General features: G+C 73.1%; 14 protein-coding genes. 8 read left to right on the plus strand and 6 right to left on the minus strand.

Annotated elements, in window-relative coordinates:
* The first annotated feature begins 21 nt into the window (after nt 1-21).
* Entirely contained in the window at nt 22-2,640 is a 2,619-nt protein-coding gene (locus GH740_RS11730; RefSeq protein ID WP_153746301.1) for a DUF4062 domain-containing protein, read from the plus strand.
* 21 nt (nt 2,641-2,661) lie between these two features.
* Here GH740_RS11730 and GH740_RS11735 read toward each other — a convergent pair whose 3' ends face one another.
* Nucleotides 2,662-4,272, minus strand: coding sequence for a 5-oxoprolinase/urea amidolyase family protein (locus tag GH740_RS11735; RefSeq protein WP_367641525.1), 1,611 nt, complete (start codon nt 4,270-4,272; stop codon nt 2,662-2,664).
* Between the two features lie 9 nt (nt 4,273-4,281).
* Entirely contained in the window at nt 4,282-5,037 is a 756-nt protein-coding gene (gene pxpA / locus GH740_RS11740; RefSeq protein WP_153746302.1) for a 5-oxoprolinase subunit PxpA, read from the minus strand.
* A gap of 71 nt (nt 5,038-5,108) precedes the next feature.
* Between pxpA and GH740_RS11745 the strand changes: the two genes are divergently transcribed.
* The 3 genes from GH740_RS11745 to GH740_RS11755 all read left to right on the plus strand — a co-directional run bounded on the left by GH740_RS11745 (nt 5,109) and on the right by GH740_RS11755 (nt 7,150).
* Entirely contained in the window at nt 5,109-5,975 is an 867-nt protein-coding gene (locus GH740_RS11745; protein WP_367641526.1) for a spermidine synthase, read from the plus strand.
* A gap of 125 nt (nt 5,976-6,100) precedes the next feature.
* A complete protein-coding gene (locus GH740_RS11750; RefSeq protein WP_367641527.1) occupies nt 6,101-6,628 on the plus strand; it encodes a hypothetical protein in 528 nt (175 codons plus the stop codon).
* Nucleotides 6,629-6,661: 33 nt separating this feature from the next.
* On the plus strand, nt 6,662-7,150 hold the full coding sequence (locus tag GH740_RS11755) for a SprT-like domain-containing protein (protein WP_153746303.1): 489 nt from the start codon (nt 6,662-6,664) through the stop codon (nt 7,148-7,150).
* A gap of 9 nt (nt 7,151-7,159) precedes the next feature.
* Here the strand turns inward: GH740_RS11755 and GH740_RS11760 are convergent, their stop codons facing one another.
* Nucleotides 7,160-7,774 carry a 2-phosphosulfolactate phosphatase gene (locus GH740_RS11760; protein ID WP_367641528.1) on the minus strand — a complete coding sequence of 205 codons (615 nt, stop codon included), beginning with the start codon at nt 7,772-7,774 and terminating at the stop codon, nt 7,160-7,162.
* A 29-nt stretch (nt 7,775-7,803) separates the two neighbouring features.
* Here GH740_RS11760 and GH740_RS11765 point away from each other — a divergent pair, with 29 nt between their 5' ends.
* A complete protein-coding gene (locus tag GH740_RS11765) occupies nt 7,804-8,304 on the plus strand; it encodes a hypothetical protein (RefSeq protein WP_153746304.1) in 501 nt (166 codons plus the stop codon).
* A 44-nt stretch (nt 8,305-8,348) separates the two neighbouring features.
* Here the strand turns inward: GH740_RS11765 and GH740_RS11770 are convergent, their stop codons facing one another.
* The 3 genes from GH740_RS11770 to GH740_RS11780 form a co-directional block, all read right to left on the minus strand.
* A complete protein-coding gene (locus GH740_RS11770; protein WP_153746305.1) occupies nt 8,349-8,942 on the minus strand; it encodes an NADPH-dependent FMN reductase in 594 nt (197 codons plus the stop codon).
* A gap of 91 nt (nt 8,943-9,033) precedes the next feature.
* Nucleotides 9,034-10,509, minus strand: coding sequence for an FtsX-like permease family protein (locus tag GH740_RS11775; RefSeq protein ID WP_367641529.1), 1,476 nt, complete (start codon nt 10,507-10,509; stop codon nt 9,034-9,036).
* Nucleotides 10,506-11,273 carry an ABC transporter ATP-binding protein gene (locus tag GH740_RS11780; RefSeq protein WP_153746306.1) on the minus strand — a complete coding sequence of 256 codons (768 nt, stop codon included), beginning with the start codon at nt 11,271-11,273 and terminating at the stop codon, nt 10,506-10,508. The genes GH740_RS11775 and GH740_RS11780 overlap by 4 nt, the downstream gene beginning before the upstream one ends.
* Before the next feature lie 198 nt (nt 11,274-11,471).
* On the opposite strand from GH740_RS11780, the gene GH740_RS11785 reads away from it, so the two are divergent.
* Genes GH740_RS11785 through GH740_RS11795 form a run of 3 tightly spaced genes read left to right on the plus strand, consistent with a single transcriptional unit; the run spans nt 11,472 to nt 14,272 of the window.
* Nucleotides 11,472-11,918, plus strand: coding sequence for a CBS domain-containing protein (locus GH740_RS11785; RefSeq protein WP_216644939.1), 447 nt, complete (start codon nt 11,472-11,474; stop codon nt 11,916-11,918).
* 48 nt (nt 11,919-11,966) lie between these two features.
* Nucleotides 11,967-13,259 carry a thiamine pyrophosphate-dependent enzyme gene (locus GH740_RS11790; RefSeq protein ID WP_153746308.1) on the plus strand — a complete coding sequence of 431 codons (1,293 nt, stop codon included), beginning with the start codon at nt 11,967-11,969 and terminating at the stop codon, nt 13,257-13,259.
* On the plus strand, nt 13,256-14,272 hold the full coding sequence (locus tag GH740_RS11795) for an alpha-ketoacid dehydrogenase subunit beta (RefSeq protein WP_253941396.1): 1,017 nt from the start codon (nt 13,256-13,258) through the stop codon (nt 14,270-14,272). Before GH740_RS11790 ends, GH740_RS11795 begins: the two co-directional genes overlap by 4 nt.
* The last annotated feature ends 4 nt before the right edge of the window (nt 14,273-14,276 follow it).

Below are 14,276 nucleotides of genomic sequence, written 5' to 3' on the forward strand. Positions count from 1 at the left end.
CCGGCACGTCATAATATCCGGATGACCGGGGCATCACCCGTGATCCGCACGCCCGATCGGCGGATCCGCGTGTTCGTCAGTTCGACCCTGCGGGAACTCGCCGACGAGCGCCGGGCGGCCCGTGCGGCCATCGAGCGGATGCGGCTGGCGCCGGTGATGTTCGAACTGGGCGCGCGCCCGCATCCGCCGCGGTCCCTGTACCGGGCGTACCTGGATCAGAGCGACGTGTTCGTGGGGATCTACGCCGACAGCTACGGCTGGGTGGCCCCCGGCGAGGAGATCTCCGGCCTGGAGGACGAGTACGACCTCGTGCCGGACGGGATGCCCAAGCTCATCTATGTGCGCCGCAGCGAGCGGCGCGAGGACCGGCTGGTCCGCCTTATAGCGCGCATCCAGAGCGACGACACCGCCGCGTACCTGCCGTTCGACGACGCGTCGCAGCTGGAGGAGCAGATCGCCGCGGACCTCGCGGCGCTGCTGGCCGAACGGTTCGAGCAGTCGATGCAGGCTGCCGACGCGGAGCCGGCCGCGACGAGCCCGCTGCTGTCGCGCGTGCCGGTCCCCTACACGACGACGATCGGCCGGGACGAGGACATCGCCGCGGTGCGCGCGCACCTCGCGGCCACCGGCAACCGCACCGTGAGCCTGATCGGGCCCGGCGGGGTGGGCAAGAGCCGCCTCGCCATCGAGGTGGCGCGCAGCGCGCACGACCTCTTCACGGACGGCGTCTACTTCGTCCCGCTGGAGGGTGTGCTCGAGGCCGAGCTGCTGCTGCCCACGATCGCGTACGCCCTCGGCGTGCGCGACAACGGCGAGGCGTCGCTGGAGGAGCGGATCTCCCGCGCGCTCGCCGACCGGCACGTGCTGATCGTCCTGGACAACTTCGAGCAGATAGTGGATGCCGCACCGGTCCTCGTGCGCCTGTACACGGTCGCGCCCACCGCCGTGTTCCTGGTCACGAGCCGGATAGTGCTGCGCATCCGCGGGGAGCAGGTGTACGAGGTGCGGGCGCTGCCGGTGCCCTCCGAGGAGAGCGGGACGCTGGAGCGCGCCCGCCGCTCGCCGGCGTGCGCGCTGTTCGTGGACCGTGCCCGCGCCGCCGACCCCGATTTCGCGCTCACCGAGGACAACGCCGCCGACGTGGCGAGGATCTGCCGGACGCTGGAGGGACTGCCGCTGGCGATCGAGCTGGCGGCCGCGAAGGCGCGCATGCTCACGCCGCAGGGGATAGCGCAGCGGCTCGGGCAGAGCCTGCCGCTGCTGACGGCGGCCGTGCGCGACCTTCCCGAGCGGCACCGCACCATGCGCGCGACGATCGAGTGGAGCGTGAGCCTGCTCTCGGATGCGGACCGCGACCTGCTGGAGACGCTGGGCGTGTTCGCCCGGCGGTTCACGCTCGACGCCGTGGAGGCCCTCGGTGCGGGGCGGCCCTGGGAGGGTCGCGCCATCGAGGGGATCGCCGCGCTCGTGGACGGGTCGCTCGTCGCGCAGACGGACGTGGCGGGGCGGTCCGTGTATTCGCTGCTGGCGATAGTGCGCGAGTACGCGGTGGGCCGTCTCAGGGAGCGCGGCGTCGTCGACGCGATGCGGATGGCGTACGCCGACCACTACACGGCGCTCGTGCATCGCGTCGCGCCGGGGCTGCGCGGATCGGCGCAGGCGGAGGCGGTCGCCGAGCTCGGCCTGGAGCTGCCGAACCTGCGCGGCGCCATCCGGCACCTCGTGTACACCGACCGCCTGGACGACGCGGCGGATTTCGCGTGGAGCCTTCTCATCTATTGGTGGATCGTGGGCTTCCTCGCCGAGGTGCGGGTGTGGATGCTGGAGCTGCTGGAGAAGCAGAAGCCGATCACGCCGCACACGCGGGCCGTCGCCTGGTTCTTCGCGCTGTGGGGGCAGATGTGGCAGAACCCGTCGCAGGAGGCGGTCGCCGGGCTCGCCGAGTGCGTGCGGCTGTTCACCGAGAGCGGCGACGAGGAGGCCGCCGCGATGGCGGAGGCCGCGCGGGCGACCGCGCGGGTGCAGCTGCCCGATCCCGACCTCGAGGCCGCCGAGAGCGAGCTGCGCAGCGCCTACGAGCGGTTGCACGGCCTCGGCAACGGCTGGGCCCAGGCCATCACGCAGGTCTCGCTGGGTCGCCTCGCGTGGCTGCGCGGCGCGCTCGACGACGCACGCGCGCACTTCGACCGCGCCATCGAGCTTGCCGCGGCCGGCGGCGACCTTTTCACGCTGTCCGTCGCCGGCAATCAGACCGGGCGGCTGCTGCTGCTGGGCGGGGACGCGGATGCCGCGCACGCGGTGTTCTGCAGGACGCTCCTGGACTCGGTGCGGCTGCACTTCGACGAGGGCATCGCCTACGGCCTGGAGGGGCTGAGCGGGGTCGCGGCGCTGCGCGACGACCCCGCGCAGGCCGGCGCGCTCGCGGCGGCGGCGGCGACCATCCGCCACCGCATCGGCATGTTCGACGCCGACGCCTTCACGGTGCACTTCGCACTCCTGGACCGGATGCGGGCGCAGCATCCGGACGAGCTCGCCGCCGCCGAACAGCGCGGCGCCGAGCTGACCCTGGCCGAGGCTGTCGCGCTGGCTCTGCCGGAGGCCGACCACGAGGTCGCCGCCGCCGCGCTCGGCCGCTGGTAGGGCGGCGCCGCGGGCGGCGTGTCACGCCGGTCGCGCGTGCCGGAACCGGATGCGGGTGCCGGGGCGGGCCTGCGCGAGCAGGTCGAGCGCGGCATCCGTCACGACCGCGGCGACGGGGTAGCCACCGGTGACCGGCCCGTCGGCCATCAGGATCACGGGGCGGCCCTCCGGCGGCACCTGCACGGCGCCGGGGGTCATCGGCTCGCTGGGCAACTCGTCGTCGCGGGCGCGGTCGAGGACCGGGCCGTCGAGCCGGATGCCGACGCGGTCGGCGTGATCGGTCACGGTCCACACCGCGTCGAACAGAGCGGCGCGCGCGGTTGCCGTGAACCAGTCGCCGCGGGGACCGGCGGCGAGCGGGATCTCCAGGTCCTCCGGCGGCGGGATCGCCATCACCGGCTCCGCCGGCGGAATCGGCGCGACCGCGGCATCCCCCACCGCGACGACGTCGCCGGCTCGCAGCGGCGCGGGTCCGAGCCCGGCCAACGTATCGGTGGCGCGGGAGCCCGCGACAGCCCGCGCGTCGACCCCGCCGCGGACGGCGAGGTAGGCCCGGGCGCCGCGGTCGAGCCAGTCGACCTCGAGCAGCGCGCCGGCGGGCCAGGGCATCGCCTGCCAGGGGCCGACGTCGCGCCCGGCGATCCGCACCGGGCCCCATCCCCCGGTCACCGCTATCCACAGGCCGCGGCGGGCGACCGCGCGCAGGCCGCCCATCGTGATCTCCAGGCCCGCGGCATCCTCGGCATTGCCGACCAGCCGGTTCCCGGCGCGCAGCGCTGCCCGATCCAGCGCCCCGGACACGGCGATGCCCTCGGCCGCCCGGCCCGGGCGCCCGAGGTCCTGCACTGTCGTCCGCAGCCCCGGCTCGAGCACCTCGAACCCACCGCCTTCTCCGCGAGGGTGCAGCGGGTCGCCGAGGGGACGGGTCCTACCCCCGTCCACCCGCTGTACCCTCGCGGGTTCGACGGGGACGGGGCGGGCGGGCGCCTCGAGGAAGCGGACCGTCGCGCCGGGGGCGAGCAGGGCCGGGTCCGCGGCATCCGGATCGAACAGCACGGCGTCGGTCGTGCCGATCAGCCGCCACCCGCCGGGTGTGGCGCGCGGGTATACGCCGGTGAACCCGCCGGCCAGGGCCACCGCGCCGGCGGGGACCGACGTGCGCGGGGCCGCCAGGCGGGGCACGTCGAACGGCCAGTCGTCCCCCACGAGGTAGCCGAAACCCGGCGCGAATCCGGTGAACGCGACGGTCCAGGATGTCGCGGTGTGCCGACGCACGAGCGCGGCCGCGTCGACGCCCAGCAGCGCCGCGGTCGCGGCGAGGTCGGGGCCGTCGTACACGACCGGCAGCTGCACCTCGCGGGGAGCACGGGATGCCGCCCCCGGCCCGGTCGCGGATGCCTGCGCCGCCACCCACGCGCGGGCCGCCGACAGGGGCAGCACGGCGGGGTCGACGCGGACGAGGACCGTGCGCGCGGCCGGCACCAGGTCCACGACGCCGTCGGGGCGGGATGCCGCGAGCCGACGGCGCAGCGCGAGGACCGCGTCCAGAGCGGCGGCCCCGCCACCACGTGGGCCAGGGGCGGCATCCACCTCCACGAGCAGGGCCCGGTCGCCGAACGGCAGGATCCGCACGCCGTCACCTCACCAGGGCGCCGTCACGGCGATGCCGGCGGCCTCCAGCGCCGCGCGCACCGCCCGTGCCAGCTGCACCGCCGCGGGCGTGTCGCCGTGCAGACACAGCGACGCCGCCACCACCGGCACCACGGTGCCGTCCACCGCCTCGACGCCTTCGCCGCGGGCGAGGCGCACGGCCCGCGCGGCGACGACATCCGGCGCGTCCACGAGGGCGCCGGGCTCGCCGCGGGGCACCAGCGTGCCGTCCGGCAGGTAGGCGCGGTCCAGGAACGCCTCACGGAAGAACGGCAGGCCCGCGGTCGCCGCGGCCTCGGCGAGCGCGTCGCCCTGCGCGAGCAGCGCTATCGGGCGGCCTTCGCGGTCGCTCAGCTCGGCCACGGCCTGCACCACCGCTTCGGCCTGCAGCGGGTCGACGCCGGCGGCGTGGTACAGCGCCCCGTGCGGCTTGACGTAGCGGATCACGGCGCCGGCGCCGGAGAGCGCATCGAGCTGGTCGGCGAGGGTGGCGTGCAGCTGCGCGGGCGTGATGTCCACCGCGCGGCGGCCGAAGCCGGCCCGGTCGGGGTAGGAGGGGTGCGCGCCCACCGCGACGCCGGTGCGGGCGGCGCGCTCGGCGGCGGCGCGCATAGCGGCGGCATCCCCGGCGTGACCGCCGCAGGCGATGCTGGCGCTGGAGATCACCGCGAACATCGCCTCGTCGTCGGCGGTGGGGGCGCCGTCCACGGTCTCGCCGAGGTCGGCGTTCAGGTCGATCGCGTGCATGCGTCCACGGTAGCCACCCGTGCGCGCGGGGCACAGACCGATCCGGGCCGCGTGACCGGTACCGTGGGCGCGTGGGCAGGAACCGGTCGCGGGACGACGAGGCGCCGCGGGTGCGGCTGTCCGACGGGACCGCCGCCGCTGTCGTGCGCAGCCCGTTCACGTCGGGCTACGAGCTGATGGTCGGTGACACGCCGCAGTCGCACGTCGACCTGGAGGATCCCACACACCTGCACTTCGAGTACGTGGCGCGGATGGGGGCCGTCATCGATCAGCTGCGGCTGCCCGGCCAGCCGATCACCGCCGTGCACCTGGGTGCCGGCGCCCTCACCATCCCCCGCTACATCGCGCACACGAGGCCCGGGTCGCGCCAGCAGGTGATCGAGCTCGAGCCGGCGCTGTGGGACCTCGTGCGCGAGCGGCTGCCGCTGCCGCGGGGCGCGGCGATCCGGGTGCGCATCGGCGACGCCCGCGCGGGGCTCACCCGCCTTCCCCCGGCGCTGACCGGCCAGGTCGACCTGCTGGTGTCGGATGTCTACGCCGGTGCGCAGACGCCCGCGCACCTGACGACGGTGGAGTTCTACCGCGAGGCCGCGGCGCTGCTCGCGCCGGACGGGGTGCTGCTGGCGAACATCGCCGACGGCGCGGGGCTCGCGTATGCGCGCCGGCAGGTCGCGACGGTGCGGACGGTGCTCGCCCACGTCGTCGTGCTGGCCGAGGTGCAGACGCTGAAGGGCCGCCGGTTCGGAAACCTCGTGATAGCGGCATCCGCGGCGCCGCTGCCGACAGGCTGGCTGCCGCGGCTGATGGCGGCGGGGCCGCACCCGGCGAAGGTCATGCAGGGCCGCGAGATCGACGAGTTCGCGGGCACGCTGGTGCCGGTGACGGATGCCACGGCCCGTCCGTCGCCGAAGCCGAGCGCGTCACTGTTCGAGCACTGAGGGCGGGGTTCCCGGGGCGTTGGCGGCCTGGATGTCGGCCTTCGCGCGGCATCCTCGGCGCGTCCCCGGGCGGGGCGTCGAGGCGTCAGGCACACTGGATCCACCGCGAAGGAAGGGAGTCGACGGTGAGCTTCATCAAGGGCCACGATCCCGAAACTCTGCGCGAGATCGTCGACCCGCGACAGTGCGAGAAGCGGCTCGACGAGATCGCCGGTCAACGCAGCCTGCCGGACCTGCTCGAGCGGGTCTGGCTGCTGAAGGTGCTCGGTCGGCTCGACGAGGCGCTGGATGTCGCCGAGCACGCCGTGCGACAGGCGCGGATGGCCGGCACGCGACGCGATCTGCTGCGGGCGCGGATCCTCCACGCGACAGTCCTGCAGTTCCGCGGGGCCCACGCGGCCGCCATCGCCGAGATGACGACCTGCGGTGAGGAGGCCGAAGGGCAGGGCTGGGTCGGCATCGCCGCGTTCGCCTACCAGCACCGCGGCAAGACGCACTATGACGCCGGTGACTACGTGTCCGCCCGGGGGGACTTCAAGCGCACGCTGTTCCTGCGGCAGGAGGCCGGCGCCGACGACGACCAGCTGCAGTCGACGCTGCTGGCGATCGACGCCGCCGAGCGGCGCCGCGCCGAGGCATCCGTCGCCGTCTGAGGCAGTGTCGTAGAGATGTTCTAGTCTTCGCGTATGTCGGATCTGCAGCGGGTGCGCCACTGGGCTGAGGCGCTGATAGCCCTCCACCTGGACTCGTCCTGGTCGTTCGCGTTCGACAACGCGAAACGGAGGGCGGGCGCGTGCAGCTTCACGGCCAAGCGCGTGAGCGTCTCGCGCTACCTGGCCGCCCGGTACGACGACGACACGAACCACCAGACGCTGCTGCACGAGGTCGCGCACGCCCTGGCCGGCCCCGCCGCCGGCCACGGGCCGGCATGGAAGCGTGTCGCGCGCGAGCTCGGCTATGTGGGCGGGACGACTCACGACGGGGAGACGGCGACCGAGCTCGCCCCGTGGGTGGGGACGTGCCCGGCGGGGCATGTCGCGTATCGGCACCGTCGCCCGACACGGCCGACGTCGTGCGTGAAGTGCGCGCCGCGGTTCGACGAGCGGCATCTGTTCGAGTGGACGCGACGGGACATCACGCCGGCCACGCGCCTGGCCGCGATGACACCGCGGTAGGCGGATGCCCTACGCCGCCACGAACGCGCCGTCGCGCAGGATCGGCACGACGTCGGCGACATCCAGTTCCGCGGCGTGGAGGACGTCGTCGCGCAGGCCGCGCTCGACGAGTTCGCATCCCGATCCGCCGGCGAGCAGCAGGTGCCGCACGGCGCCGCGGAGGCCGCGGAACGATTCGCACGCGACGGCGGCCTCGGGCGAGGAGTGATCCAGTCCGAGCACGGCGAGCGCGTCGATGATGGCGCCGGCGCCGAGCTGGTCCTCGATGGCGAACCGGACGGACTCTCCGTCGCGGCCCATCTCGCCCGCCGGCAGCACCGCGATGCTCAGCCGGCCGCCGCGACGATGCTGCTCGGCGAGGACGGCCTTGGCGATCGCGGTCGCGTTGCGCAGGCTTCCCGCCAGGACGAGGGCGCCGGATGCCGCGGCCGCGACGGGTGCGCCGTTGACCGAGCCGCTGCCGTCCAGCGTGAACGGCTCGCCGCGATCGGCCGCATCGGTCGCCGCCGTCGTGAATCGGAGGATGTCGACGACCACGACGACGTCGGCGGGCGCCAGGCGGGCGAGGCCCTCACGGCCCCAGTCGAGACGCACCTGGTAGAAGGACTGATCACATGCGGGCACGCGGCAAGCCTACGGTGCGACACTGGGGCATGCGGATCATGCTGAAGCTGGTGATCGACTGCGACGCGGACGCGGCGTGGCGCGCGCTGCACTCTCCGCGGGCGGTCGCCGAGTTGTACGGACCGTTGCTGCGGCTGGAGCCGCTCGCCCCGCTGCCGACCTCGTGGAGCGCGGGCGAGGATGCCGCGGTCGCCCTGTCGCTCGGCGGTGTGGTGCCGCTGGGGTCGCAGCTCATCGACGTGAGCGATTTCGAGCGGGTCGTGGGCGGCCAGCGCGTGCGGATCCTGCGCGACAGCGGCATCCCGCTGTCCGGACCGCTGGCCGCGCTGGACGTATGGGACCACCAGATGGCGGTCAGCCCCGCACCGGGCCGGCCAGGACGGACGCTGTGGCGGGACCGGCTCGTGATCGGCGGCGCCGCAGCTCCGCTGCTGTGGCCGGTGCTGTGGGCGACCTGGCAGTGGCGGGCGGCGCGCATCCGCGCCCTCGCCCCGTCGTGGGCGCACGACCCGGAGCCGGCGCACGCCTGATCCGCTGCAGCGGCGACACCGCCGTGCCGTGCCGACGTGTCCGGTCAGGGTCGCGGGATCACCGTCAGCACGCGCCCGGTGAACTCGAGGAACTCGGTGAGGAATGCCCGCAGGAACTCCTCGGTGCTCGGCACCGTCACGTGGCCCGCGTCGTCCACGAGTCCGTCGGTGAAGTGGATGTACGCCTCGGGTGCCGTCATCTGCCGCGCGTTCAGGAAGCTCAGCGACGCGCGCAGGCTCTGCTGCGCGACGGCGGTGCCGATCTGACCGACCGAGGCGCCGATCACGGCGACCGGCTTCTGCGCCCAGACGTTCTGGCCCCATGGCCGGCTGCCCCAATCGATGGCGTTCTTCAGCGCGCCGGGGATCGAGCGGTTGTACTCCGGGGTGACGAACAGAAGCGCGTCGACCGCGGCGACGGTGGCCTTGAAATCCAGCGCCGACTGCGGGTAGTCCGCATCGAAATCGCGGTTGTAGACGGGCAGTTGATCGTACGAGATCTCCTCGACGTGGAATTCGGACGGTGCGAGCCGGGTCAGCGCGAGGGCGAGCCGCCGGTTGATGGACTCGCGCGAAAGGCTTCCCACGATGACGCCGAGCCGGTAGGGCGGCTCGTGTTCGATGATGTCGATCTGCATGGCTCCTCCTCGGATCCGATCCGTGCGGAATGCCGCTCTGAATCCAGGGTGCACCCTCGTCGGGCGCCGCGAAAGGGGACTCCGCGCGCGGCTATCCGGCCAGTGCTGCCACCGGTGGCACTCGGGTTGCGAGCCGCGTGGGCGCCCCCGCCGCCACGAGCGTGAGCAGCGCCGTAACGCCCACGATCCCGACCACGATCGGCACGGGGATCGCCGGCCACACCAGGCCCGCCTTGCCGTGGTTCGGATCGGCGGCGACCGCGCCGAGCACCGACTGCGCCCCCGCCCACCCGTATCCGATGCCGAGGACGACGCCGACGGCGACCGCCGTCACGGTGATGTGCGCGGCCTCCAGGAGCACGAGGCCGCGGACCTGTCGCGTCGCCAGTCCGAGTGCGCGCAGCAGCCCCAGTTCACAGCGGCGCTGGACGACGCCGAGCGTGAGCAGGTTCACCAGCCCCACCGCGGCGATCACCGCCGAGACCCCCATCAGGCCCATCATGACACCGGCGACCGTGTCCAGCACGGCCGTCAGCTCGTCCGGCAGACGACCGCCCGCGGCGGCCGTCATCACCGCCTTCGTCGACTCCATCGCGACCGCGAGCATCGTCACCAGCGTCACGCCGATCACGACGCCGATCGCCATCCGGCTGGACCGCTCCGGATAGCGCAGCGCGTTCTCGGCGGCCAGCCGTGCCACCGTACCGCGACCGAACGCCCGGCCCACCAGGCGCAGCGCCGGCGGCATCACGAGCGTCGCGCCGAGCACGACCCCGGTGAACGACAGGATGCCGCCGAAGAACGCCACGGCGACGCCCATCGGCGAGATGAGCCCGATCACGATCCCCCCGGCCAGCAGCACGGCGCCGGCGACGCCCAGCGCCACGGCGGTGGCGGTGCGGCCGCTCCGCCGCGGCGACCGCTCGCCGCCCGCCTCCACCGAGGCGCCCAGCGCCTGCAGCGGCGTGACACCGAGCACCCGCCGCGACCCCGCCCACGCCGCCGCCCACGTCGTCAGCGTGACGACGACCGCCGGCACGAGCAGCACCGGCCGGACCACCGCGACATCGACGTCCGGGACACCGAGCGCACGCCCCGCCACCTGGATGCCGAGCGCGGCCAGAGCGGTCCCCGTCACAAGGCCCGCGGTCGCCCCGACACCGCCGGCGACCAGGCCCTGCCGCGCGACGCGCGCGCGCTGCGCGCCCGCCGACGCCCCGATCAGCCGCATCAGCGCGATGTGTCGGGTACGCCCGGCCACAACGGTCGCGAACGTGTTCGCCGTCACTATCGCCGCGACGTAGACCGCCACGCCGACGAGCACGACCGTGAGCACCCCGAGGACCACAGCGAGCGTCCTGCTGTCGCCGAGATAGCGGTCCGCCCGCAGGATCGCGGCGATGTACCCGGTCGCCGTCAGCAGGATCACGCCGAACGCGGTCGAGATCCCGGCGACGAGGATGCTGGCACCGATCCCCCGCTCGCCGCTGGTCCCCTCCCCCCTTCTGGACCATCCGTGCTCGCGGAGCGCACGACGCTGTCCCCGGCTCGTCCGCGCCGCGCTCACGCGGACACCCCGAGCTCCGCGGCGAGCATGAAGGACGAGATCTCCTGGGCGCTCTGCCGCGGCGTGTCGGCGACGATCCTGCCGTCGCCGAGGAACAGGACGCGATCGGCGTGCGCGGCGGCGACCGGGTCGTGCGTCACCATCGCTATCGACTGCCCGTGCTCCGCGCTGGCCGCGCGCAGCAGTGCGAGGACCTCGCGGCCCGAGCGCGAGTCGAGGTTGCCGGTCGGCTCATCGGCGAACACGAGATCCGGGGCGGTGGCCAGCGCCCGCGCGATCGCCACGCGCTGCTGCTGTCCGCCGGAGAGCTCGTGCGGACGGTGCCGCAGCCGGGCGGTGAGGCCCAGGCCTTCGACGAGCCGCTCGATCCGGGCCCGCTCCAGCGCCGACGGCCGCCGCCCGTCGAGGTCGAACGGCAGCAGGATGTTGCCGATGGCATCCAGCGTGGGCACCAGGTTGAACGACTGGAAGACGAAGCCGACCCGGCGTCGCCGCAGGATCGTGAGCTCGCGGTCGGCCGCCCCGGTGATCTCGGTGTCGCCGATCCACACGCGTCCCGCGGTGGGGACGTCCAGGCCCGCCATGATGTGCATGAGCGTGGACTTGCCGGAACCGGACGGCCCCATGATCGCGGTGAACTCCCCGCGCCGGATGCCGACGGTGACGTCGTCCAGGGCCCGCACCTGCCCCACCCCGGCGCCGTACGTCTTGTGCAGCCGGTCCACGCGCGCGGCCAGCCCTGATTCGGTCGATGTGATCTGCATGCCAATGACGCTACGGAGGGCGCGTCCACGTCCACATCGGCCTGGAGTCGGCATCCGCCTACATCGCAGGGATGATCGTCGGCCGTTTCACCGCGGTCTCCGCGTGCCGCGCAGCCTGATAATCTGCGATGCAGGGACAGAGGTGATGTCATGGCTTCACGATCGGAGTCGGCTGCGGGTATCACAGCCGGTCAGGTGATGACCGTACCCGTGATCACGGTCGGCCCGGACGCCACGGTGGCTCACGTCGCCGAGACGCTGACATCCGCGCGCATCAGCGCGGTGCCGGTGGTGGATGCCTCCGGCACCGTGCTCGGTCTGGTCAGTGAGCTCGATCTGCTTGCGCGCACCGGCCGCACGGCGCGGGACGTGATGACCACGGCGGTGATCAGCGTCACGACCGACACCGACATCGAGCAGGTGCGACGGATCCTCGTGGGTTCGCAGATCCGCCGTGTCCCGGTGATCTCTTCCGGCCGGCTGGTCGGGATCCTCAGCCGGCACGACCTGGTCGGCCGGATGGTGGAATGGGCGTGCGGCGTCTGCGGCGAAACCGTCCGCGGCGCGCACCCGCCGCTGGTGTGCCCGAAATGCGGGGGAAGCGAGGACCGGTTCGCGCTGCAGGAGCAGCCACCCGGACCGTGACGAAGCACGCGGTCACAAGCCGCGTTGTTCGGTGAGAGGGATTCATACATGGCCGGACGAACGCAGGATCCGCAGGGCAACAAGGTCGCCACCGGCGGCAGCGTGCCCGCGGACGACGCGAAGACGTCGACACGAACGAAGAAGGCACCCGCACGATCTGCGGGTGCTCGGGCGAAGAAGGGCGACACGACGGCGACCGCACCCGCGGAGCGCCGATCGCGCGGCAGCGGGGCGAAGACCGCGCCCGCCGCGGCGAAGGGCGCGTCCTCGCAGCCGGACGCGCAGACCCGCATCGGGTACTACCGCGAGATGGTGCTGATCCGCGAGTTCGAGCAGCGCGCCGGGGAGATGTACACCCGTGCGAAGATCGGCGGGTACTGCCACCTCAACCTCGGCGAGGAGCCGACGGTCGTGGGACTGATGGCGGCGCTGCGCGAGAAGGACTACCTCTTCACGAACTACCGCGACCACGGGTACGCCCTGGCGCGGGGCCTGGGCACCGACCGGGTGATGGCGGAGCTGTTCGGTCGCGAAGGCGGCGTCTCGAAGGGCCTGGGCGGCTCGATGCACATGTTCGACGCCGAGAAGCGGATGCTGGGCGGCTACGGGATCGTCGGTGGCCAGCTGCCCCCCGCCACCGGCGCCGCGCTCGCCCTCACGTACCGCGGCAAGCCCGGACCCGATGCCGAAGCCGTGATGTGCCAGATGGGCGACGGGACGACGAACATCGGCGCGTTCCACGAGTCGCTGAACATCGCAGCGATCTGGAATCTGCCGATCGTGTACGTGATCATCAACAACGGTCTCGGCATGGCCACCACGGTGGAGAGTGCGTCCGGCGAGCCGGAGCTGTACAAGCGCGGATGTGCGTACCGGATCGAAGGCCGCCGCGTCGACGGCGACGACCCCGCGGTCGTCCGTCGGGCCGCCGAGGAGATGCTGGCCACCGCGCGCGAGCAGCGCCGCCCCGGCATCCTCGAGGTGATGTCGCACCGGCTGCGCGGCCACTCGGTCGTGGACCCGGCCCGCTACCGCAGCAAGGACGAGGTCGCCGAACTGAAGAGGCTCGATCCGCTGCCCGCCTACCGCGAGCAGCTGATCGCCGACGGCATCCTGGACCAGAAGCAGGCCGAGCAGATCGAGGCCGACGCGGTCACCGAGGTCGCGAACGCGATAGCGTTCGCCGACGCGAGCCCGGAGCCCGGCCCCGAGAAGCTGTTCGACTACACGTACGCGACCGACGTGCCCAACGCGCCGCGGCTGATGCCCGGCGATCCGGTGCTGCCGGCCGGCTGGGACAGCGCCGACGCAGACAATGCCTATGCAGGAAGTGAGGCATGACGGCGATGGCCGACAACGCCCAGAACGAGATCACGTATCGTCAGGCGCTGCACGACGCCCTCCGCGAGGAGATGACGCGCGATGAGAGCGTGATCCTCCTCGGTGAGGAGATCGGCATCTTCGAGGGGTCCTACAAGATCACCGCCGGCCTGCTCAAGGAGTTCGGACCCGAGCGCGTCCGCGACACGCCCATCGCGGAGGAGGGGTTCGTCGGCGCTGCGATCGGCGCCGCGATGCTCGGGATGCGTCCGGTGGTCGAGATCATGACGATCAACTTCTCCCTCATCGCGATCGACCAGATCGTCAATCACGCCGCGAAGATCTACGGCATGTTCGGCGGGCAGACGGCGGTGCCGATGGTGATCCGCACGCCCGGGGGCGGCGGCCAGCAGCTCGCGGCCACGCACTCGCAGAACCTCGAAGTCTGGTACGCGCACATCCCCGGTCTGAAGGTGCTCGCCCCGTCGACCCCCGCGGACGCGAAGGCGATGCTCACCGCCGCCATCCGCGACAACGACCCGGTGCTGCTGCTGGAGAACCTGTCGCTGTACAACACGAAGGGCCCGGTGCCCGCCGGCGAGCAGGTCGCGGAGTTCGGCCGTGCGAAGGTCACCGTCCCCGGCACCGATGTCACGGTGATCGGCTACTCGCGCTCGGCGGTGATAGCGAAGGACGTCGCCCAGCGGATGGCCGAGCAGGGCGTGTCGGTCGAGGTCGTGGACCTGTGCAGCCTGCGGCCGCTGGACCGCGAGACCATCTGCCGCTCGGCGCGCAAGACCGGCCGCGCGGTGGTGCTCGAGGACGACTGGCTCACCTACGGGGTCGGCGCGGAGATCGCCGCGACCATCCAGGAGGGCGCGTTCGACTACCTCGACGCTCCGGTGCGGCGGGTCGCCGCCGCCGAGGTGCCGCTGCCGTATGCGAAGTCGCTGGAGAAGATCGCCCTGCCCGATGCGGACGCACTCATCCGTGTCATCAACGAACAGCTGGATGCGACGCGCTTCGCGCGCTAGGAGG

Source organism: Microbacterium sp. SYP-A9085, assembly GCF_009649635.1.
In the GTDB taxonomy this organism is placed as follows: Bacteria; Actinomycetota; Actinomycetes; order Actinomycetales; family Microbacteriaceae; genus Microbacterium.